The organism is Microvirga ossetica (assembly GCF_002741015.1).
Taxonomy (GTDB): Bacteria; Pseudomonadota; Alphaproteobacteria; order Rhizobiales; family Beijerinckiaceae; genus Microvirga; species Microvirga ossetica.
In genome coordinates this window covers 272,290-293,292 of the sequence record NZ_CP016616.1, presented here as the reverse complement: position 1 = coordinate 293,292, position 21,003 = coordinate 272,290, and the positions used below count along the sequence as shown (strand labels likewise).

The 21,003-nt window shown below is 61.7% G+C and carries 18 protein-coding genes and 1 tRNA gene; 14 read left to right on the top strand and 5 right to left on the bottom strand.

What is annotated here, in order from left to right; all coding sequences use genetic code 11:
* Positions 1-17 precede the first annotated feature (17 nt).
* The 3 genes from rplM (at position 18) to argC (ending at position 2,279) form a co-directional block, all read left to right on the top strand.
* Positions 18-482, top strand: coding sequence for a 50S ribosomal protein L13 (gene rplM, locus BB934_RS01275; protein ID WP_099508018.1), 465 nt, complete (start codon positions 18-20; stop codon positions 480-482).
* Between the two features lie 2 nt (positions 483-484).
* Positions 485-961 (top strand): 30S ribosomal protein S9, encoded by a 477-nt coding sequence (gene rpsI, locus BB934_RS01270; RefSeq protein WP_099508017.1) that lies wholly within the window; start codon positions 485-487, stop codon positions 959-961.
* Between the two features lie 349 nt (positions 962-1,310).
* Positions 1,311-2,279, top strand: a complete 969-nt coding sequence (gene argC / locus BB934_RS01265) for an N-acetyl-gamma-glutamyl-phosphate reductase (RefSeq protein WP_099508016.1) — start codon at positions 1,311-1,313, stop codon at positions 2,277-2,279.
* A 227-nt stretch (positions 2,280-2,506) separates the two neighbouring features.
* On the opposite strand, the gene BB934_RS01260 is transcribed toward argC, so the two are convergent.
* Positions 2,507-3,391: a fumarylacetoacetate hydrolase family protein gene (locus BB934_RS01260; protein ID WP_099508015.1), complete on the bottom strand. Its 885-nt coding sequence runs from the start codon at positions 3,389-3,391 to the stop codon at positions 2,507-2,509.
* A 383-nt stretch (positions 3,392-3,774) separates the two neighbouring features.
* Here BB934_RS01260 and BB934_RS01255 point away from each other — a divergent pair, with 383 nt between their 5' ends.
* Positions 3,775-5,082, top strand: a complete 1,308-nt coding sequence (locus BB934_RS01255; protein ID WP_099508014.1) for an OmpP1/FadL family transporter — start codon at positions 3,775-3,777, stop codon at positions 5,080-5,082.
* A gap of 80 nt (positions 5,083-5,162) precedes the next feature.
* Here BB934_RS01255 and BB934_RS01250 read toward each other — a convergent pair whose 3' ends face one another.
* Positions 5,163-6,962, bottom strand: coding sequence for a PHA/PHB synthase family protein (locus BB934_RS01250; RefSeq protein WP_099508013.1), 1,800 nt, complete (start codon positions 6,960-6,962; stop codon positions 5,163-5,165).
* Positions 6,963-7,073: 111 nt separating this feature from the next.
* Here BB934_RS01250 and BB934_RS01245 point away from each other — a divergent pair, with 111 nt between their 5' ends.
* From BB934_RS01245 to BB934_RS46710, 8 genes are all read left to right on the top strand, one after another.
* Positions 7,074-7,487: a hypothetical protein gene (locus BB934_RS01245; protein WP_157933958.1), complete on the top strand. Its 414-nt coding sequence runs from the start codon at positions 7,074-7,076 to the stop codon at positions 7,485-7,487.
* Between the two features lie 42 nt (positions 7,488-7,529).
* A complete protein-coding gene (locus BB934_RS01240; RefSeq protein ID WP_099508011.1) occupies positions 7,530-8,750 on the top strand; it encodes an LL-diaminopimelate aminotransferase in 1,221 nt (406 codons plus the stop codon).
* A 105-nt stretch (positions 8,751-8,855) separates the two neighbouring features.
* Positions 8,856-10,178 carry a homoserine dehydrogenase gene (locus BB934_RS01235; protein ID WP_099512574.1) on the top strand — a complete coding sequence of 441 codons (1,323 nt, stop codon included), beginning with the start codon at positions 8,856-8,858 and terminating at the stop codon, positions 10,176-10,178.
* Between the two features lie 56 nt (positions 10,179-10,234).
* Positions 10,235-11,233, top strand: a complete 999-nt coding sequence (glpX, locus tag BB934_RS01230; RefSeq protein ID WP_099508010.1) for a class II fructose-bisphosphatase — start codon at positions 10,235-10,237, stop codon at positions 11,231-11,233.
* Positions 11,234-11,395: 162 nt separating this feature from the next.
* Positions 11,396-11,839 (top strand): GNAT family N-acetyltransferase, encoded by a 444-nt coding sequence (locus tag BB934_RS01225; RefSeq protein ID WP_099512573.1) that lies wholly within the window; start codon positions 11,396-11,398, stop codon positions 11,837-11,839.
* A gap of 167 nt (positions 11,840-12,006) precedes the next feature.
* Complete coding sequence (gene recJ, locus BB934_RS01220) at positions 12,007-13,818, top strand: single-stranded-DNA-specific exonuclease RecJ (RefSeq protein ID WP_099508009.1); 1,812 nt, start codon at positions 12,007-12,009, stop codon at positions 13,816-13,818.
* A 75-nt stretch (positions 13,819-13,893) separates the two neighbouring features.
* A tRNA-Glu gene (locus BB934_RS01215) sits at positions 13,894-13,969 on the top strand.
* Between the two features lie 181 nt (positions 13,970-14,150).
* Positions 14,151-15,095, top strand: coding sequence for a hypothetical protein (locus BB934_RS46710; RefSeq protein WP_157933957.1), 945 nt, complete (start codon positions 14,151-14,153; stop codon positions 15,093-15,095).
* A 775-nt stretch (positions 15,096-15,870) separates the two neighbouring features.
* Here BB934_RS46710 and BB934_RS01200 read toward each other — a convergent pair.
* Together BB934_RS01200 and BB934_RS01195 are read right to left on the bottom strand one after the other, a co-directional pair.
* Complete coding sequence (locus BB934_RS01200) at positions 15,871-16,539, bottom strand: recombinase family protein (protein WP_099508006.1); 669 nt, start codon at positions 16,537-16,539, stop codon at positions 15,871-15,873.
* A gap of 693 nt (positions 16,540-17,232) precedes the next feature.
* Positions 17,233-17,649 (bottom strand): hypothetical protein, encoded by a 417-nt coding sequence (locus tag BB934_RS01195; RefSeq protein ID WP_099508005.1) that lies wholly within the window; start codon positions 17,647-17,649, stop codon positions 17,233-17,235.
* Here BB934_RS01195 and BB934_RS01190 point away from each other — a divergent pair.
* The gene (locus BB934_RS01190) at positions 17,648-18,025 is read left to right on the top strand and encodes a hypothetical protein (RefSeq protein WP_099508004.1); all 378 of its coding nucleotides are present in this window, start codon (positions 17,648-17,650) and stop codon (positions 18,023-18,025) included. The two genes, BB934_RS01195 and BB934_RS01190, sit on opposite strands and share 2 nt — an antisense overlap.
* 3 nt (positions 18,026-18,028) lie before the next feature.
* Positions 18,029-18,964 carry a hypothetical protein gene (locus tag BB934_RS01185; protein ID WP_099508003.1) on the top strand — a complete coding sequence of 312 codons (936 nt, stop codon included), beginning with the start codon at positions 18,029-18,031 and terminating at the stop codon, positions 18,962-18,964.
* Positions 18,965-19,542: 578 nt separating this feature from the next.
* On the opposite strand, the gene BB934_RS01180 is transcribed toward BB934_RS01185, so the two are convergent.
* Positions 19,543-20,943 carry a tyrosine-type recombinase/integrase gene (locus BB934_RS01180; protein ID WP_099508002.1) on the bottom strand — a complete coding sequence of 467 codons (1,401 nt, stop codon included), beginning with the start codon at positions 20,941-20,943 and terminating at the stop codon, positions 19,543-19,545.
* Between the last annotated feature and the right edge of the window lie 60 nt (positions 20,944-21,003).

Here is a 21,003-nt window from a genome sequence, read left to right as displayed (position 1 = left end):
TATTGGGAACCAGCGCAATGAAGATTACGACTTCGCTGAAGCCCGCCGAGGTCGAGAAGAAGTGGGTTGTCATCGACGCGAAAGGTCTCGTCGTTGGCCGTCTCGCTTCGATCGTTGCCATGCGTCTGCGTGGCAAGCACAAGGCGAGCTATACGCCCCACGTCGACTGCGGCGACAATGTCATCGTCATCAACGCCGATAAGGTGGTGTTCACCGGCCGCAAGCGCGAGCAGAAGGTGTACTATCACCACACCGGCTATCCGGGCGGCATCAAGGAGCGCACCGCGCGCTTCATTCTCGATGGTCGCTTCCCCGAGCGCGTGGTCGAGAAGGCTGTGGAGCGCATGCTCCCCCGCGGCCCGCTTTTCCGCCAGATCATGGGCAACCTGCGCGTCTACGGAAGCGCTGAGCATCCGCATACCGCTCAGCAGCCGGAAGTGCTGGATGTCGCTGCCCTCAACCGCAAGAACGTGAGAGCTTAATCATGGCGACCCTCCAGTCTCTCGCCGATCTGGGCCAGAACGCCCAGACCGCCGCTCCGGAAGCTCCGAAGCATGTCCAGAAGCTCGACTCGCTCGGCCGCGCCTATGCCACCGGCAAGCGCAAGGACGCAGTCGCCCGCGTGTGGATCAAGCCCGGCTCCGGCAAGATCGTGATCAACGGCCGCCCGGTCGAGGTGTACTTCGCCCGCCCCGTGCTGCGCCTGATCCTGTCGCAGCCGCTGCAGGTCGCCCAGCGCGACGGCCAGTACGACATCACCGTCAACGTCGACGGCGGCGGTCTCTCCGGCCAGGCCGGCGCGGTCCGTCACGGCCTCTCCAAGGCGCTGACCTACTATGAGCCGGAGCTTCGCGGCCCGCTCAAGAAGGAAGGCTTCCTGACCCGCGATCCGCGCGTCGTCGAGCGTAAGAAGTACGGCAGGAAGAAGGCCCGCCGCAGCTTCCAGTTCTCGAAGCGCTAAGGCTCCTTCAAGCAGGTTTTCGGAAAGGGCGGTCCTCGGGCCGCCCTTTTCACATCCATGCCAGGCGCTCCTCTTCCGCCCCCGCTCCACAGGGAGAGTGCGCGGGCCACCGCATCGGGGCCCGCGACGTTTCTTGACAAGCCGAGCCGTCTCGCCGCATAGATCCAGCATGTTCATCGTTTCAGACATCCGACGTCGCCCCTTCGCCGCGCCCGCGCGCCTGCGATGACGGCTGCCCGTCCGTCCGTCTTGCAAGCCGCGCCCTCTGCGCGGCTTTTGTTTTTCTGAAACCTTGTGGGCCTTGGGCGTTTCGCCCTATCTCAGACCCGACGACAAAAATGGATCGACCATGACCGCGACCCTCGACAGATCCTCAGGCTCTGGCCTCAAGACGAAGACCGTCTTCATCGACGGCGAGGCGGGCACGACCGGCCTCGGCATCCGCGAGCGCCTGATGGACGTTCCCGGCGTCGCGATCCGGAGCATCGACCCGGAGCGGCGCAAGGATCCCGCCGCCAAGCGGGAGATCCTGGCCGAGGTCGATCTCGTGGTGCTCTGCCTTCATGACGACGCGGCCCGGGAGACCGTAAGCCTCGTGGAGGACTTGCGCGGCCACAAGCCCCGCATTCTCGATGCCAGCACGGCGCACCGGGTCAGCCCCGGTTGGGAATATGGCTTTGCCGAGCTGGAGCCGGCTCAGCGCAATGCCGTCGCCAACGCCGATAGGGTCGCCAATCCCGGCTGCTATCCGACCGGCGCCATCGCCCTCATCCGGCCGCTGGTGGATGCCGGGCTGATCCCCGCCGATTACCCGATCAGCGTGAATGCGGTCAGCGGCTATAGCGGTGGCGGGCGCTCGATGATCGAGGCCTACGAGGCCGGCACGGCGCCGTCTTTTGAGCTCTATGGCCTCGGCTTCGAGCACAAGCACGTGCCCGAGCTGCAGAAATATACCGGGCTGACCCGGCGGCCGATCTTCATCCCCTCGGTGGGCAATTTTCGGCAGGGCATGCTTGTGAGCGTGCCGCTTCATCTCGATCTGCTGCCCGGCAAGCCGAAGGCAGCGGATCTCGAGGCGGCGCTGCTGGGGCACTACAAGGCCGGCGGGCTCGTGAGCGTGATCCCGAGCATCAGGGACAGCAAGAGGATCGAGCGGATCGAGCCTGAGGCGCTCAACGACACGGACCGGCTGGAGCTCTTCGTGTTCAAGCACGACAGCTACAACCACGCCCTGCTGGTCGCCCGCCTCGACAATCTCGGCAAAGGCGCCTCGGGTGCTGCGGTGCAGAACATCCAGCTCATGCTGGGTCTGATCTGAGATTAGTGCTTTCCGACGTCATCCCCAGGCTTGTCCCGGGGATTTCGTTTCCACACTCTCTCCCCCTCATCCTGAGGAGGTCGCAGAGCGACCGTCTCGAAGGAGATTCCAGAGAGCAATGGATCCTCCTTCGAGACGCTGCTTTCAGCAGCTCCTCAGGATGAGGTAATGTTTGGTTCAAATGTACGGATGGCCGGCACAAGGCCGGCCATGACGCCAGGGGCGCCTCAGTGCCCCTTCCAGCTCTTGCTGGCGTCCACCTGATGCCCCTCGAAGGCGACGAAGCGCTGGCGCTGCTCGCCGAGGCCCTCGATGCCGAGTAACACCACGTCTCCGGCCTTGAGGAAGCGCGCGGGCTTCATGGCCATGCCGACGCCGGGCGGGGTGCCGGTGGTGATGACGTCGCCGGGCTCCAGGATCATGAAGTGCGAGAGGTAGGAGACGATCTGCGCGACGTTGAAGATCATGGTCTTCGTCGAGCCGTCCTGCACGCGCTCGCCGTTCAGGTCGAGCCACATGGACAGGTTCTGCGGATCGGGGATCTCGTCCTTGGTGACGAGCCAGGGGCCGAGCGGGCCGAAGGTCGGGCAGCCCTTGCCCTTGGTCCAGGTGCCGCCGCGCTCGAGCTGGTATTCGCGCTCCGACACGTCGTTGCAGACGCAGTAGCCGGCGATGAAATCCAGCGCTTCGTTGGCGCCGATATAGGAGGCGCGCTCGCCGATGACGATGGCCAGCTCCACCTCCCAGTCGGTCTTCTGCGACCCGCGCGGGATGACGACGTCGTCGTTGGCGCCGACGATGCAGGACGGAGCCTTGTTGAAGACGATCGGCTCTGCCGGGATCGCAGCGCCGGTCTCGGCGGCGTGATCCGCATAGTTCAGGCCGATGGCGATGAAATTGCGCACCTGTCCGACGCAGGCTCCCAGGCGCTGCCCCGACGGGGCGAGGGGGAGGCTACCGGGGTCGGTCTGGCGGATGCGATCGAGGGTCTCGGCAGACAGGCTCTTTCCGGCAATGTCGGGAACCAGACCGGATAGGTCGCGAATCTGTCCTTGGGAATCCACCAGCCCGGGCTTCTCCTGTCCGGCTGCCCCAAATCTCACCAGCTTCATCAAGCGCTCCTCTCGTTGCGGCATGGGCATAATTGGCGCGAATGCGCCCCGCTACAATGCATGTTCTTGACGCAAATATGTTGCCGTTATGCCACGAGCGCGCACAAAAGGACGAATTTCCACGTCTCGCTGGGCTTTTGCCAAATCCAAGTCGAAAGCCAACTATACATCGGTTTACATATGAACCTTTTGCAGATGCTGTGCGACTGCTCAAAAGTAACAAAGTATTTTTAAGTTGAACAAAGTAACGAAGCTTGGCTTTTAGACAATTTTAATGCCTCGCCCGAGCCTAATGAAGAGATTGCGGCCAAAATTAAGCATTGGCACATTGCAGCCAGAGCGGGATTCTCCCGCACAAGAAGCATAAGGGCAGGAAACCCTCCATGAGTCATCTCTCTCGTTCTTTGTCCCTGGCTGCGGTCTCCCTTGCAGCGCTCATCGCCGCGCAGGGCGGCGCGCAGGCCGGTGGCTTCGCCCTCCGTGAGCAGAGCGCCACGGCTCAGGGATATTCCTTCGCCGGTGCCGCGTCCGGTTCGGGCTATCTGTCCTCGATGTTCTGGAACCCGGCCGTCATCACGATGATGCCGGGCGTTTGGAGCGAGGGCCATGCCTCGCTGATCATCCCGCGGGTCGACATCAACCCGCTGCCCTCCGTCCCGACCTTCGCGCTCGGCGGCTCCGGCGACATCGGTCAGGATGCCATCCTCGCGTCCAGCTACTATTCCTACCAGCTCAACGACATGTTCTGGGTCGGTCTGTCGGCCACCTCGCCCTACGGCCTCGTGACGGATCCGCGCGAAACCTGGTCGGGCCAGCTCTATTCGCGTTCGTCCAGGATCTTCTCGGTGAACCTGAACCCCGTCCTCGGCATCAAGATCAATGATTGGCTGTCGGTCGCGGCCGGTCCGTCGCTGCAGTATTTCGACATCCGTCTCAAGCGCGCCGCCGGCATCACGCCGGGCGCCCCGAGCGTCATTCTCGACGGCGACAACACCGGCTTCGGCTTCACGGCCGGTGTCACCCTGACGCCGTTCGTCGGCACCACGATCGGTATCGGCTACCGCTCGCGGATCGACCACGAGCTCGAGGGAACCGTTACAGCTCCGGCGGGCGTTCTCGCTCCCATCGCCGCGCAGGTTCCGATCACCGCCGACCTGACAACGCCGGACCAGGTCACCGTCGGCATTTCGCACGCCTTCACGCCCGCTTTGACCGTGCATGCCGGCTTCGAGTGGACGAACTGGAGCGTTCTGAAGACGCCGCTCGTCATCGGACCCGGCGGCCGCGTGGTCACGGATCTGCCGCTCAACTACGACGACGGCTATTTCTACTCCCTCGGCTTCGACTACAAGCTGAACGACCAGCTGACCGTGCGCGCCGGCGTGGCCTACGAGGACTCGCCGATCGACACGCGCGTCCGCTCTACCCGCCTGCCCGACAGCAATCGCATCTGGGCGTCGATCGGCGCGACCTATCAGTGGAACGACAAGCTGTCGTTCGACGTCGCCTACTCGCATATCTTCGCGAGCGAAGGCGATATCCGCATCGTTCCCGGACAGCAGGATTTCGAGGGGCTGCCCTTCCTCGCCGACGTCGATTCCGCAGTCGACATCGTCTCGGCTGCCGTGCGCTATCGCTGGGACGATCCGAAGGTCGCCATCCCGGCTGCTCCGATCGTGCGCAAGTACTGATCGTCTCCACGATCCGAAAAATGGAGAAGGCCGGCATCGCGCCGGCCTTTTTCTTTTGGCTTTGTCCGAAAGGGAGCGCTTTACGACTTCGTCAGAACGTAAGTGCCCGGCGCATCCCCGAGCGGCTTCAGCTTGCCGCCTCCCGGCTTCCGCGCTGCCACCATGCGGGGAGCGTGGGCCTTGATCCATTCTAACCAGTACGGCCACCAGGAGCCCGCCGTCTCGGTCGCGTTCTTCATCCAGTCTTCCAGTTCGTCTGTCACCGGGCCGCCGGTCCAGAATTGGTATTTCGGCTTGCTCGGCGAGTTGACGACGCCGGCGATGTGCCCTGATCCCGCCAGAACGTAGTCGACCGGCCCGCCGAAGGCTTTCGAGCCGAGGAACACGGAGCGGGCAGGGGCGATGTGGTCTTCCTTCGTCGCAAGGTTGAAGATCGGCACCTTGACCTTCTTCAGATCCAGCGTCACGCCCGCAAGCTCCATCTCGCCTTTCGCGAGCCTGTTCTCGAGGTAGCAGTTGCGCAGATAGAAGGCGTGGTTGGCGGCCGGCATGCGGGTCGAGTCCGCGTTCCAGTAGAGCAGGTCGAACGGGAAGGGCGACTGGCCCTTCATGTAGACATTGACCACGTAAGGCCAGATCAGGTCGTTGGGACGCAGCATGTTGAAGGCGTTGGCCATGCGCGAGCCTTCGAGATAACCCCGCTGCTTCATGACGGCTTCGAGACTGCGAACCTCCTCTTCGCCGGCAAAGACCTTGAGGTCGCCGGCATGGGTGAAGTCGACCTGCGCGGTGAAGAATGTGGCGCTGTCGATGCGCTTGTCCTTCTTGGCCGCCATGTAGGCCAGCGTGGTGGCAAGCAGGGTGCCGCCGACGCAATAGCCGATGGCTGTCACCTTCTTTTCGCCGGTCGCCTGTTCGATGGCATCGAGCGCCGCGAAGATGCCGTCCTGCATGTAATGCTCGAAACCCATCTCCGCATGCTGCTCGGCCGGGTTGATCCAGGAGATGCAGAACACGGTCAGCCCCTGCGAGACCGCCCAGCGGATGAAGCTCTTTTCCGGGTTGAGATCGAGGATATAGAACTTGTTGATCCAGGGCGGCACGATCAGAAGCGGCCGCTTCAGCACCTTCTCCGTCACGGGAGAATATTGGAGCAGCTCGATCAGATCGTTGCGAAAGACCACCTTTCCGGGCGTGGTGGCGATGTTTACGCCGACCTTGAAGTTGCTCGGATCAGACTGGCGGATCCTCAGCTCGCCGCGGCCCGCTTCGATGTCCTCGGCGAGCATCGCCATGCCGCGCACGAGATTGGCGCCGTTCTCCCGCAACGTCTCCCGGATGAGCTCGGGATTTGTCAGGAGGAAGTTCGAGGGCGAGAGCGCGCTTGAAATCTGCTTGAGATAGAATTGCGCCTTGTGACGCGTGCGCTCGTCGAGCCCGTTTGCGTCCTCCACAAGATCCTCCGCCCAGCGCGAGGAGATCAGGTAAGCCTGCTTCAGGAAGTCGAAGACGGGATTGTCGGACCATTCCGGGTCCTTGAAGCGGTTATCCCTGGGTTCGGGCTCGGCCACCGGTTCGGCGGATTCGCCTTGTGCCCGTTTCAGGGTGGAGGCCCAAAGATTCAGGAATTGGCTGCCGAGGCGGGATTGCGCCTCGAAGGCCCGCTGCGGGTCGCTCATCCACACTTCGGCCACCCGGCCGAGGGATTTGAGCGCTTCGGAGGCATCGCTCGAGGCCGGCGGCTGGCCCTCCTGGACGGGCTTGAGGTAGGCCGCGGCAGCCTTGCCTGCTCCCTCGATGAAGCGGGCCATGTTGCGGGAGAGCTCTTCGAAATCCGGGGTGGAGGATTGAAGCTTCTCCTCACCGTATGGCTTGTCCATAAGGCGAACTCCCTCTATCGCAGCAGCATTGCCCGCAAGCCGCATTTCCGACATCTTAACGTTCGACCTGTCGGATATGCCAGCGTCAAGTTGCAGCTCTTAGGTATCACAATGCGTATGACGCTTCTTTCGATCCGCCGCAGTTCCGCTATTGCCCTCGCGATGCTGGCGGCGTCCGGCATTGCCGGTTGCAACGGCAGCTTCAATCCTATCCGGGATGTGGCGACCTCCGTGGGGGCGGGCCCGCAATTGGCGACGTCGCCCGACTTCGTCGCCCGCTCCAGGCCGGCCAACCTGGAGTACATGCCCATCGGCACTCCGGCTCCGGGCCGCCCAACGCCGGCGCGCACGGCCGATGAGATCAAGGCTGCGGAGGCGGAGCTCGATGCCCTCCGTACCCAGAATGAGGCCGCCGGCGCCGCGGCTGCGGAACTCGGCAAAACGCCGCCGCCGGAGCCGGTCCGGCTTCCGGCCAACACGTCGCAGCCGACGCGCCAGAAGATTAATTCCAAGAGAACGCCTTAGAATCTATACCGGAATCCCCGATTCCGCCCGAGGACGAGAACGATGCCTGACTTTTACCGGATTAAGCGCCTCCCGCCTTACGTCTTCGAGCAGGTCAACCGCATCAAGGCCGCCGCCCGGGCCAACGGGGCGGACATCATCGACCTCGGGATGGGCAATCCGGACCTCCAGGCGCCCCAGCATGTCATCGACAAGCTCGTCGAGACCGTGGGCAAGCCGCGCACCGACCGCTATTCGGCCTCCAAGGGCATCGGCGGCCTGCGCCGCGCCCAGGCCGGCTATTACGAGCGTCGCTTCGGCGTGAAGCTCAATCCCGACACGCAAGTCGTCGCGACGCTCGGCTCGAAAGAAGGCTTCGCCAACATGGCTCAGGCCATTACCGAGCCGGGCGACGTGATCCTGGTGCCGAACCCGAGCTACCCGATCCACGCCTTCGGCTTCCTGATGGCGGGCGGCGTGATCCGCTCGGTCCCCGCCGAGCCGACCCCCGAATTCTTCGTCGCCGCTGAACGCGCCGTGGCCCATTCGATCCCCAAGCCGGTGGCGCTCGTCGTCTGCTACCCGTCGAACCCGACCGCCTATGTGGCCTCCCTCGACTTCTACCGGGATCTCGTCGCCTTCGCGAAGAAGCACGAGCTGATCCTTCTGTCGGACCTCGCCTATTCGGAGGTTTATTTCGACGAGTCGAACCCGCCGCCCTCGATCCTGCAGGTGCCCGGCGCGATGGATGTGGCGGTAGAGTTCACCTCCATGTCCAAGACCTTCTCCATGGCCGGCTGGCGCATCGGCTTCGCGGTCGGCAACGAGCGCCTGCTGGCGGCGCTCGCCCGGGTGAAGTCCTATCTCGATTACGGCGCCTTCACGCCGGTGCAGGTGGCGGCCACCGCCGCCCTCAACGGGCCGGACGAGTGCATCCGCGAGATGCGCGCCACGTACAAGCGCCGCCGCGACGTGATGGTCGAATCCTTCGCCAAGGCGGGCTGGCAGGTGCCGGTGCCCACAGCATCGATGTTCGCCTGGGCGCAGATCCCGGAAAAATTCCGCGCGATGGGCAGCCTCGAGTTCTCCAAGCTCCTGGTGGAGAAGGCCGATGTGGCGGTCGCGCCCGGCATCGGCTTTGGCGAGCACGGCGACGACTACGTGCGCATCGCGCTTGTGGAAAACGAGCAGCGCATCCGCCAGGCGGCCCGCAACATCCGCAAGTTCTTCGACAACGCCGACCACACGCTTCACAACGTGGTGCCGCTGGTGCGCCGGGGGTGATCTTCGCGAGAGGGCGCGGCACACCATCGGAGTGCTGGGTCGGCATGGACATGGAACCTTGGGGGTCGTAAAAGCGGCCCGGCAAATCTCAAGGAGCTGTTGTTCGTGACACGTCCCCTTCGGGTCGGCATTGCCGGCCTCGGCACCGTCGGCGCTTCTGTTATCCGCATTCTCGATCGCCAGAACGAGGCTGTCGCCAAGCGCGGCGGCCGGCCGGTTGAGATCGTGGCCGTCTCGGCTCGCGACAGGAGCAAGGACCGGGGCTTCGATCTCGCCAGCTTCGCGTGGTTCGACAGCCCGGTGGAGCTGGCCCGCTCGGCCGAGGTGGATTGCGTGGTCGAGCTGGTGGGCGGCGCGGACGGTGCAGCGCTGGAGACAGTGCGCACGGCCCTGTCGCTCGGCAAGCACGTGGTCACGGCCAACAAGGCGCTGCTGGCCAAGCACGGCCTGGAACTCGCACGGTTTGCCGAGGAGAAGGGCGTGTCGCTCGCCTTCGAGGCCTCCGTCGCCGGCGGCATTCCGATCATCAAGACCCTGCGCGAGGCGTTGCCGGCCAACCGGATCTCGCGTCTCTACGGCATCCTCAACGGCACCTGCAATTATATTCTCTCCCGCATGGAGCTGGAGGGGCTCACCTTCGCCGAATGCCTGGCGGACGCGCAGCGTCTCGGCTATGCGGAGGCCGACCCGACCTTCGACGTGGAGGGTTTCGACACCGCCCACAAGCTCGCCATCCTGACGAGCCTCGCCTTCGGCACCGAGATCGACGCCGAGGCGATCTATGTGGAGGGCATCTCCTCCATCGCCCCGCTCGACCTCGCCATGGCGAAGGAGCTGGGCTTCCGCATCAAGCTTCTGGGCGTCGCCGAGCGCACTAAGACCGGCATCGAGCAGCGCGTTCACCCGACGATGGTGCCCCGAACCTCCTCCATCGCCCAGGTGATGGGCGTGACGAATGCCGTCACCATCGATGCGGATGCGGTGCGCGAGCTGACCTTGATCGGACCCGGGGCAGGGGGCGATGCCACCGCCTCCGCCGTCGTGGCCGATATTGCCGATGTGGCGACCGGCAACGTGCAGCCGCTCTTCGGCGCCCCGACGGACCAGCTGGAAAAGGCGCAGCGGGCGCCGATGCAGCGGCATGAGGGCGGCTATTACGTGCGACTGACCGTGCACGACCGTCCCGGCGTCGCGGCCGGCGTTGCGACGCGCATGGCCGAGGCCGACATTTCGCTCGAGAGCATCCTGCAGAAGCGTTCCGAGATCGCGGCGACGAAGGATCCGCACGGCCGGTCCGGCGCGCCGGTTCCGCTGGTTCTGATCACCTACGCGGCCACCGAAGCCTCGATCCGCTCGGCCTTGGAAAAAATCACGGGGGATGGTCTTATCGCCGAGCCGCCCCAAGTCATTCGCATCGAACGCGAGTAACCTCACGCAGGGCCGACAGGCCCGCTGCTGACCTCAATAGGGGAGACGACAAGTCCATGTCGCAGGGCATTACCGTCCAACCGGGCCAAATCATTGAACGCATCCTGACCCTGGAGCTCGTCCGCGTCACGGAGCGCGCGGCTGTGGCCTCCGCCAGGCTGCGCGGCCGCGGCAACGAGAAGGCCGCCGACCAGGCCGCCGTGGACGCCATGCGTCGTGAGCTGAACAAGCTTCCCATCGACGGCACGGTGGTGATCGGCGAGGGCGAGCGCGACGAGGCGCCGATGCTCTTCATCGGCGAGAAGGTCGGCAACAAGCACGGCCCGAAGGTCGATATCGCGGTCGATCCGCTCGAAGGCACGACGCTCTGCGCCAAGGATATGCCGGGCTCCATCGCCGTCATGGCCATGGCCGAGGCCGGCACCCTGCTGGCCGCTCCGGACGTCTACATGCACAAGATCGCCGTCGGCCCCGGCTACCCCACCGGGGTCATCGACCTCGATGCGAGCCCGGAGGAAAATCTGCACAACCTCGCCAAGGCGAAGGGCGTGAAGGTGAACGAGCTCAACGCCCTGGTGCTCGACCGCCCGCGCCATGCGGAGCTGATTGCCGCCATCCGCAAGACCGGCGCGGGCGTCCGCCTGATCTCGGACGGCGATGTGGCCGGCGTGATTTTCACCACCAAGCCCGCGGAGACCGGCATCGACATCTATCTCGGCATCGGGGCAGCGCCTGAGGGCGTGCTGGCGGCCGGCGCCCTGCGCTGCATCGGCGGCCAGATGCAGGCCCGGCTCATCCTCGACACGGAGGAGAAGCGCTCTCGCGCCCTCCAGATGGGCGTCACCGATCCCAACAAGAAATACGACATGACGGATCTCGCCCGCGGCGACGTGATCGTGGCGGCGACGGGTGTGACCGACAGCGCCCTCACCAGAGGCGTCCATTTCGGCAAGGAAGTGATCACCACCGAGACGGTGGTCTACCGCTCCGCCACGGGCACCGTGCGACGCATCTACGGCGAGCACCGCGAACTGGCGAAGTTCCACCTGGACTAGCTTTTCAGGCACACACCACGATCCATATTGCGTCATGGCCGGGCTCGTCCCGGCCATCCACGTTTTAGGTTCGGTCCAAAAGGCGTGGATACCCGGCACAAGGCCGGGCATGACGGAGGAAATCCGTGGGATGATGGCAATCAGAACGCCGTGGAAACCAACATGATCGAGATTCGCCCCTTCAGTCCCGATGACCGTAAAGCCTGGGAGCCTCTCTGGCAGGGCTACCTGACCTTCTACAAATCCTCCCTGCCGGCCGAGGTCACCGAGACGACCTGGCGCCGGTTTCTCGATCCCTCCGAGCCCATGCATGGGCTTGCCGCCGTTCTCGACGGGCGGATCGTCGGCATCGTCCACTACATCTTTCACCGCTCCACATGGACGACGAGCGATTACTGCTACCTGCAGGACCTGTTCACGGCGGAAGAGGCGCGCGGGCACGGCGTCGGCCGCGCTTTGATCGAGGCGGTCTACGAGAAGGCGAAAGCGGCCGGCGCGAGCCGGGTCTATTGGCTGACGCACGAGACGAATGCGACGGCGCAGATCCTCTACGACAAGGTCGCAGCCCGCAGCGGCTTCATCCAGTATCGGCAGCTGTTCGGCTGATGAGCGTTGTCATCCTCAGGCCAAGCCGCAGGCGAGGGAAGACGATCAACCGACGCGCGCTGCGGCTGGATTCCCTTCCCCTCCGCTGCGCTCCGGCCGGGAATGACAAGGGGAAGGCGCAGTATCACCGGGTGTTTTGACCACAATTCGCGGGTAAGACTCCCGCTGTGACCGAATCATCTCCTCTCCTCCTGCCCAAGCCCTTCCTGGGCGTCACCAATTCCGCCCTCGGGCGCACCTGGGTCGAGCGCTGCGATGCCGCCCAGAGCACGATCGCTCTCGCCATCGCGCAGACCCATGGCCTTCCCGACGTGCTCTCCCGCGTCCTTGCCGGGCGGGGCGTCGGCATCCACGACACCGAGGGCTTTCTGAACCCGCGGCTGCGCGATCTCATGCCCGATCCGCATGTGTTGACCGACATGGAGGCGGCGGCGTCTCGGCTCGCCGATGCGGTCGCCCGCAACGAGAAGGTCGCGATCTTCGGCGATTACGACGTGGACGGCGCCTGCAGCGCGGCATTGCTTGCGGAGTACCTAGGGGCCTGCGGTCTCGACTACGCGATCCATATCCCGGATCGGATCACTGAGGGCTACGGCCCGAATGTCGATGCCATCCGGGCGTTGAAGGAGCAGGGCGCCGATATCCTGGTCACCGTCGATTGCGGGACGGCGAGCATCGAACCCCTGGCCGAGGCCCGGCGTCTCGGCCTCGATCCCATCGTCCTCGACCACCACCAGGCGCCCGAGCGGCTGCCGGAGGCGCTCGCCATCGTGAACCCGAACCGGCAGGACGACCTGTCGGGCCTCGGCCATCTCTGCGCGGCCGGCGTGGTCTTCCTGTTCCTCGTCGCCCTCAACCGCGCCTTACGTTCGCGCGGCTACTTCCAGGGGCGGCCCGAGCCCGACCTGATGGCGAGCCTCGATCTGGTGGCCCTGGCGACGGTGGCGGACGTGGTGCCCCTGACCGGCCTGAACCGGGCCTTCGTCCGGCAGGGGCTTGCCATCATGAAGAGCAGGCGTCGGGTGGGCCTCGCCGCGCTTCTCGATTCGGCGGGCCTCGCCGGTGCGCCGGAAAGCTGGCATCTCGGCTATCTCGTCGGTCCGCGCATCAATGCCGGCGGCCGTATCGGCGATGCCGCATTGGGCTCGAGGCTGCTGCTGACGGAGGATCCCGTCCAGGCTGCGAAACTTGCCGCCGAGCTCGACCGGCTCAACCGCGAACGTCAGGCCATCGAGGTCGTGGCGGTGGCCGAGGCTGAGGCGCAGGCGATGTTCGCCCTCGAGAAAGCGCCGGATCGCCCCGTCCTCGTGACGGCTTCTGCCCAGTGGCATCCCGGAGTCGTGGGCCTGATCTCCGCTCGGACGAAGGAGCGGTTTCGCCGCCCGGCTTTCGCCTTCACCCTCAATCCGGACGGGACCGCGACCGGATCCGGTCGATCCGTGCCCGGCGTCGATCTCGGGTTCGCCGTGCGCGCCGCGGTCGAGGCAGGGCTCGCCATCAAGGGCGGCGGCCATACCATGGCGGCCGGGGTGACGATCCAGGCGGCCGATCTGGAGCTTTTTCAAGCTTTCGTCACCGAGCGGCTCAGCGAGCCGGTGAGCGCCACGCGATTGCGGGATAATTTCGCTGTCGACGCCACCCTGACCGCGGCCGGCGCCCAGCCTGCCGTGGTGAGCGCGCTCGAGCGGGCAGGTCCTTTCGGCCAGGGGCAGCCCGAGCCTGTCTTCGTGTTCCCGCAGCACCGGGTCATCGAGGCGCGGGAGGTCGGCAGCGGCGGGCATATGCGGGTCAAGCTGCGCGGCGGCGATGGCAGCTTCATCGGCGGAATCGCGTTCCGCGCGGCCGGCCAACCGCTCGGGAATGTCCTGTCCCACGGAATCGGCAATCCGCTCCATGTGGCCGGGACTCTGGCCGTCGATCGCTGGGGCGGCAACGAGAAAGTCGAGGTTCGGATCACGGACGCGGCACGGCCGGAATAATTGAAATCTGGTGCTTGCGATGCGTCACGAACCCATCTATAGGTTCGCCCACTTCGGCGGCACCGCCCCGAAATTGCGCCCTTCGTCTAGCGGTCTAGGACGTTGCCCTTTCACGGCAAAAACACGGGTTCGAGTCCCGTAGGGCGCGCCACTCTATAACAATCCTTAAAAAATAAGTAATCTCAAGGGTTTGAAGGTGGCATCGAGCCTGGGTGTCCCCCACTCTTAAATGAATGTGTCCCCCAAAATCTGAGGGTTTCACAGCAGGAAGTGCTCACGCTTCGCTGTCCAAATCGGTATGTATCCACCGTCAGTCTTTCGGGAGGATCAAGATGGTCGATTGCCTTATCTGGGGAACTGTTGCCGACACCGCCAACGGATTTGGCGATGGTGTTGAGGTTAGTTCTCATAGGGCTGGGGGACGCTATCGGATATCGGGCAGCGCAATTCCCATGGTTGCGCGATTGACCGACGGAGATAAGGCGAAGCTAACTTGGTGGCTTACGGAGGAGAGGCGGCTAGGTACGTCATCGCCGCTGGTGACCACTTCGGTGGTCGATCAAGTTCGCTCTAGTTCAAACCCTTCGCTAATAGAGCGTCGTGATCGTGCGCTCGACTTCTTTGCTGAACGCGGTATCGCAGGGGCTGTCCGAATCGCCGGACACATCACTGATGATTTGAGGCGAGACAAGGAACTGCTGGCCGCTGTGACAGGTAGCACAAACGAACAAGAGGTGTCCGAACTCATCCGGTTCCTTGAAGAAGATGCGCTCGTGCAACCGGAAGGCAAAATAATTTACAGGCTGACCTTCGCAGGATGGCGCTACATCGAGCAGCGGCGACTGCGGCAGACTGCATCTAAGCAAGGTTTCGTCGCTATGTGGTTCGATGATTCGATGATCGATGCCTATGTACGCGGATTCAAACGCGCGATTGACGATAGCGGCTATTCAACAATGCGGATCGATGGAAAGGAACACATCAACAAGGTTGATGATGAAATCATTGCCGAAATCCGCCGTTCGCGCTTCGTCGTGTCGGATTTTACCTCCAAGCCCGACCAACCGCGAGGTGGAGTGTACTTTGAGGCCGGATTCGCCTTCGGATTGAACATTCCTGTAATTTGGACCTGTCGGGAAGATCTGATTGGGAAGGTCCATTTCGATACAAGGCAATTCAACCACATCCTTTGGACCACCCCGGAGGATCTTTATGAGAAGCTCAAGAATCGGATCGGGGCAGTCATTGGTGATGGTCCGTTGCTTAGGCAGTCATAGGGCTTCACCAGCGACTTTTGGTCAGCTCTCAGGGCTTGCCCTCCCTCGTCTCTGGATAGGCATTTCCGGTCGCCCCCTCATGTCACTGAGGGCGATCTTGCCTCGGAAGGTACTCGCACCCTCCCGACCATGAATGCCCGTCTGCGACAGTACCCTCCCCAAAGAAAGAGAGCCTCAGGACAGGGAACCTGAGACTCTCTATAGGCATCTTGGAGGACCATGAAGGCTTTCGCCGTAGGGATAACTCCGCTCTGGCGCTCTCGGTCCACCGGGGCTGACCAATTTGTCTTCCACTAGGATTACAAAAACCCCCTTCACTAGGAAGACCAGGAAAACCCCGACCACTAGGATTACAAAACCCCTTGTACTAGGAAGACTCGATTACCCTCCCACTAGGAATTACAAAAAACCCCACCACTACGAAGACGACCAGATCCATGGGGGGACTATAGGGGGGAACTATAGGTTACCTTTTAGAGTGTCTCTCTGGATTCCCTAATGATGAACCTGAAGGTTCTCTCTTCAGAAGACCATTAGGATGACCAGAGGTGTTCCCATAGTTCATTATCTTCATTGATATAATTGATGGTCTTACCTCTTAAAGAAAACCCATAGGAGTCCCTGAAGGTAGCCTATGGATAACCTGAGGGTGACCTTCTGAGGATCAGAATGTTTCATTGAAAAAATGTAAGAGGGTATCGATAGATTTGCTGCGGGAAGTTCCCCCCGGTGGCCGCGGGCTTTCCATAGGCTGAAGGACAACAGGATTGGTCTGTCAGCCCTCAGTCCTGGCTAGGGCTCTCTTCACTGCGGTAGCTGTCCACGCTCCACCTCTCGGGGTGGTGTGTCCTAGTTCGTTCAGCCTCACTGCAATCCCATTCAGGCTCTCGACCTCCTGTTGAATCCTCCTGATCACGGGAAGGATTGCATGGGCCTGATGGTCAGCCTTCAGGGTCCTGACCTCGGTGGCCTTGCTGTGATCCGGTGGGGAGGATGGTCGATAGCCTCGGTCCCCTCCGAGCTTCTGACCTCGGGCCTTGGCTGCTGCCAGTGCTGCCTTGGTCCTGGCGCTGATCCTCTCAGCCTCGTCCTCGGCCACTAGCGCCATGATGCCGATAGTCAGCCGATTGGCGTTAGGCATGTCGCAACACACGATCTCCACCCCGGCGTCCCTCAGGGAGAGCAGGAAGGCTGCATTACGGGAGAGTCTGTCGAGCTTCGCAATCAAGAGCGTTGCTCCAGTCCTCTTGCACCGTTCGATAGCTTCCTGGAGCTTCGGTCGATCACTACGCTTGCCGCTCTCCACCTCCACATAGGGAGGCTGCATCAACTCATCTCCTGGCCTCAGGAAGGCGTGGATAGCTGCTTGTTGAGCCTCTAGGCCCAAGCCAGACTTCCCTTGCTTGTCTGTCGATACACGGCAGTAGGCCACATACACGGTCATCAGGTTCTCCCCGGATTGAGCCAACCGTGACTGTTCCCATGTGATTTGTCAACACTGATCAACGTCCGTTGAACGGTGATGATAAACTAATCCCCTTCAGGTCCCTTGATTGGTTGCAGCCTGAAGGGGCCCTCTGACCACCCCTGCTGATCTCATCTCCACCGGAGTCCCACGTTCCCCGGTCTAATCACGCAGCAGGGGTGGTCCTTTCCCATCCCAACCCCAAGCCGAAAGAACTCCAATGATCGAAATTACTGTGCAGCCTGTTGGTCAGCGCAATGGCAAGTACGTCCCTGCCTTCCAAGCCTTTCTTGGTCAGCGTCTCATCTGCGAGTCTCGGACACCGCTACTGAGCGCCTCTCGAATCCTCCTGACAGAAGGCGTGAATCCAGAGACGCCTATCAGCATGAGCCACCAAGGCTCCGCTGTGGTCTCCATCCGGACAACCGTAGGGACTGCTGCCGGTCTGACGGTGGTCGAGAAGGATAGTGAGGCTCCACGCTTCGCTCCGTACCGTCCGATGTCTGATCAGAGTGTCGTTTCCCTCCGCTCCCCTTCGTCACACACGGCGATTGTTGGCCGGGATGATGGATTCCCCCTCCAGAGAGAAAACCCCTTCTCTGACGATCATGTTCGAGCATCGGTCTGAGGTGGCCTGTCTCTTCACTTTTTCCCACTTTGTAGAATTAGAAGCTAAATCCAATGAAATCTAAAGAAACGTTCCATGAAACCGTCAAGCGGGTGGAAGACGGTAAGACCGTGGTAGGCGTCCTCCTCAGCAACAGCCCGTTGGTTGCCTGGGTGATGGAAGATGACTACGCCCGTATCGTCTCCACCTATGGAATCTCGTCGTGGTTCTTGAATAGCAGCGGCAACGGATACTCGTATGTGCGTATCGTCCACAACGGGAATAACGTTCAAGTAGCCAGACTCGTCCTTGGAGACCATCGCAAGGCCAACGTTCGTCTCCATGATCGAAACCCCTGCAATCTCAGGCGTAGCAACCTCTACTTCGGTAGGGCTCGCGGTGGTGGTGAGAGGGTCCGCAACAAGGAGCCCAAGGCTAACCATCTCGGCAGCGGTCTGCGCATCTCCGTAGGAGACTCTCATGCTTGATGAGAGCCAAGTCTCCAAACCTCGTCGTATGAACGATGAAGGCCCCATGTTGAGGCGTGAATGTACCCGGATGGTGCGTCCTAGCCTTCACGTCGAGGGTGACCACGCGAGCAACTACGTGGCCGACATCGAGGACATGATCAGCCAGCCTGAGTTCCTTGAGGAGAAGGACGTTAAGCGTCTCGCCTATCTCGCCCGTAAGGGTCCTGTTCCTGATGATAGTGAACCGAGTGGGTTTGCCTTGATCCTCACAGGGAAGAAGTGGGGCTCCTTCGTGGGAACCCGTAGGCGCTTCCTCCAGGCCCGTCGTGACCAATTCCTTCAGACACTCCGCAACCGTACCCCCAACATTTCAAAGCCGGATTACTAAGCCATGAGTTACGCCAGTTATCAGGTTGCCACGGATGGCGACCAACCAGATACGTCTAACCACATCTCCCCTGAGGATCGCTCCATCACCATCCGTACCGGAGGGACTGTCTCTTACTCGGGAGGAGAAGCGACCAACCTGAGTGCCTATAACAGCCTGAACCTCGCTGATACCGACCCCTCTGGCGGTCTTCAGGCTCGAACAGCAACCGGCTCACCGCGTTACGGTACTCTTCAGCCGACAGACATCATCCAGATTGCTGGGACCGAAACCACCGTCGCGAACGCGGAAGCCTTGGGCTTGGTGGAACGGGATCAGCACGGTCGCTATATCGCCACCCCTGATGGTCCCTCCAGGGCGCTCGCTAACGAACCCCAAGAGGAAGCCCCGCAGGAGGATCAGGGAGAAGCCCTTAGCGACGCCACGGTGGAAGCCGATCTAGCCGCCCTTGTCCAAGCCTCTACTGCCTCCACACAGTTCGCAATCCTCGGCCAGTTGGTTAGCGACGGAGAAGTGAACCCCAACACGATGAGCCGTGTCTCCTCTGAACTCGGTATCCATCCCCAGGAGGCTGAAGCTCGCTTGGGTAAGGTTATCGAGGGCTTCAAGGCACAGGCTGTCAGCACCTTCCACCAAGCCGGTATCGAAGACCCTGAAGGCTTCATCTCATGGGCGCAGCATAACCGACCTGACGACTTTAAGGCAGCGATGCACAGCCATGGCGTTGAGCGGACCACGAAGGCGTATCAGCCGCTTGTGAGTGAATACCTCGCAACCATTGCCGACAGAGACCCTGAGGCAGTCCTAGAGGCTCAGTTGGGTAGCGGCATCACGGCGACCAAGCAGGGGAATACCGTCATCCTGACAATCCCTGGAGTTGGTCAGGTCGATTTCAAGACGGCAGTTAGAGAGCGACTGATCACGGTTCGTGGCGCTTAAGCCCAATCAGTTTCGGTACTGGGCCCTGTTTAGCAGGAAACTCACGGCTGGATAAATTCAGTACGTTGAACATGCTCCCAGACGTAACCCATCTTTATGGGCTTGTGTCTGGGGATTATTTACCTCCAGAATGTTTCACTGATCCTTCAGTGGGGCATCGGCGATGGGTTTCGGTCGTAATCTGTTTATGTACACGTTTGCCGCCCTCCTCATCGGGATATGCACTGGTCAGAAAGCTTCTGCATCCGACGAAGGCACTTTCAAATCCCTATACAGGCAGTGCTTGAAAGCGAAGGTATGTGCAACCGGAGATAAAGAATTCTGCGATGGTGAGGCATTGCGGTGCCGTGATTACGTTGATGGGATTGGCGTAGCTATGGGAACTGCCTGTTTGGCACTTCGTAGCGGTTTCCCAACTCCTGAGTTCGTCACCGCAGCACCCGGAGCGAGTAGCGACTACATAGAAGCTATCGTCCGGTACGGTGATAAAAGCGAGATCAGTCTCCGTGAGGATAGGGACGCAGTGGCACTCATCGCTATCAGCACCGGCATGCCGTGCAATCCACGGCGCAATAGGATCAACTGATTGGCGTCACGCCTTTTTTGGGGGGCCTTACAGCCTCCACACAGGCCCTCAACGCCTTCATATCGGCCCTGCCCGGATACCTGCCCATCGTCATCGGGAGGGGGCCGTCTTCCTTCGAGTGGCCCACGACATCTGCAATGGTCCATGCAGTGAAACCTGTGGCGCCTTCCTCAAGAGCCTGAACCGCTTTCCTGATGAACCATCGACGGTAGGAGTGAAGGTCCACACGGGACTGCCTAGATCCCTCTGGCGTGTCATCAACTTCCAGATCCCTACGGGCGCGGGTGAAAGCCTGCGTAATAGGGGCTCCACGACCACGGGCATCGGTCTTCTGCTGTGGAAGTTCGTGAAAGAGATAGGCAGATGAAGACTTGCCCTCACAACGCCTTACAAGGATTTCCTTTAAGGCAGGATGAGCAGGGATCTCACGAATGGCATTGGCGGTCTTCGTGCCAGGGACCTTAATTGTACACTCTGTAAGATGCCTGACCTGAAGGTTGGCAATCTCATCACGACGCATCCCAGTAAGGGCAGCGATCATGCAGAAGTCCGATAGAGGTTGCTTGGTGATCCCCTCGATGAGCGTCTTTACCTCCCCATCTGTGAAGGGCCTTTTGTCTCCCTCTCCAGGCTCCCTCTGGGCCTTCCGGCGTTCCCTCATCCTGTCTTTGAGGGACTGACCTGCCCAAGGGTTCCGATCATCCTCCAGATGTCCCCGCTGGTGCAGCCAGGACCAGTAAGAACGTAACCCTGTGATTGCCTTATTGGCTGTCGCAGGGGCAACACCTTGGCTGATGAACCTCTCAGTCACGAACCTGCCAGCAACTTTCTTGGTGATGTTCTCGACTGAGGCGGCGACCTTCGCTTGGTGACACCACTCTTCAAACAGGCGGATACCATGACGGAAGGCGGCTTCAGTCCTACCCGCGTATTGCTTCTCCTTCAGCCAGTCATCAACGAGATATGCGAGGGGCGTTGCTCTTCCTTGGGCGATGGCAGCGAACAGTGACGACCTTATCGGTCCATGTACCTTCTCGATCTCCTCAGCACGGTCGATCATGACCAGATCGAGTATGGCGTCTTCAGACTCGATCTCACCCTCTGCAACCTTCTCCTGCTCGGCCTCAATCGACTCGCGCCACGAGAAGGCTTCCTTGATGAGATCATCGCCCTTCTTGCCAGTCTTGATCTCGTTAAGGTGCTTCTTCAGGCGAGCAATGACGGCCCACTTAAGAGCCTCAGCGTCCCTAGGGTTGGCCGTTGGAAGGGTCTCCTTAAGTTTGCCTACACCTACAGCCTTCACCAAGGAGGGAGGCACCCTCACGACCACGCGAATCTTGTTGCCATGCCACTCCAGATGGCTCCCAAGAGAGGTTCTTTGAGGCTTGCGCATAGGGGCTCCCGAGCAGGTGAGGGAAGGGTGGGTGTCCCCCACATGTCCCCCAAAGGTGTC

Bases quoted from the DNA above. Each gene is read 5' to 3' on its own strand.
- rplM (WP_099508018.1), top strand. From the start codon at position 18: ATGAAGATTACGACTTCGCTGAAGCCCGCCGAGGTCGAGAAGAAGTGG.
- rpsI (WP_099508017.1), top strand. From the start codon at position 485: ATGGCGACCCTCCAGTCTCTCGCCGATCTGGGCCAGAACGCCCAGACC.
- argC (WP_099508016.1), top strand. From the start codon at position 1,311: ATGACCGCGACCCTCGACAGATCCTCAGGCTCTGGCCTCAAGACGAAG.
- BB934_RS01260 (WP_099508015.1), bottom strand. From the start codon at position 3,391: ATGAAGCTGGTGAGATTTGGGGCAGCCGGACAGGAGAAGCCCGGGCTG.
- BB934_RS01255 (WP_099508014.1), top strand. From the start codon at position 3,775: ATGAGTCATCTCTCTCGTTCTTTGTCCCTGGCTGCGGTCTCCCTTGCA.
- BB934_RS01250 (WP_099508013.1), bottom strand. From the start codon at position 6,962: ATGGACAAGCCATACGGTGAGGAGAAGCTTCAATCCTCCACCCCGGAT.
- BB934_RS01245 (WP_157933958.1), top strand. From the start codon at position 7,074: ATGCGTATGACGCTTCTTTCGATCCGCCGCAGTTCCGCTATTGCCCTC.
- BB934_RS01240 (WP_099508011.1), top strand. From the start codon at position 7,530: ATGCCTGACTTTTACCGGATTAAGCGCCTCCCGCCTTACGTCTTCGAG.
- glpX (WP_099508010.1), top strand. From the start codon at position 10,235: ATGTCGCAGGGCATTACCGTCCAACCGGGCCAAATCATTGAACGCATC.
- BB934_RS01225 (WP_099512573.1), top strand. From the start codon at position 11,396: ATGATCGAGATTCGCCCCTTCAGTCCCGATGACCGTAAAGCCTGGGAG.
- BB934_RS46710 (WP_157933957.1), top strand. From the start codon at position 14,151: ATGGTCGATTGCCTTATCTGGGGAACTGTTGCCGACACCGCCAACGGA.
- BB934_RS01200 (WP_099508006.1), bottom strand. From the start codon at position 16,539: ATGACCGTGTATGTGGCCTACTGCCGTGTATCGACAGACAAGCAAGGG.
- BB934_RS01190 (WP_099508004.1), top strand. From the start codon at position 17,648: ATGCTTGATGAGAGCCAAGTCTCCAAACCTCGTCGTATGAACGATGAA.
- BB934_RS01195 (WP_099508005.1), bottom strand. From the start codon at position 17,649: ATGAGAGTCTCCTACGGAGATGCGCAGACCGCTGCCGAGATGGTTAGC.
- BB934_RS01185 (WP_099508003.1), top strand. From the start codon at position 18,029: ATGAGTTACGCCAGTTATCAGGTTGCCACGGATGGCGACCAACCAGAT.
- BB934_RS01180 (WP_099508002.1), bottom strand. From the start codon at position 20,943: ATGCGCAAGCCTCAAAGAACCTCTCTTGGGAGCCATCTGGAGTGGCAT.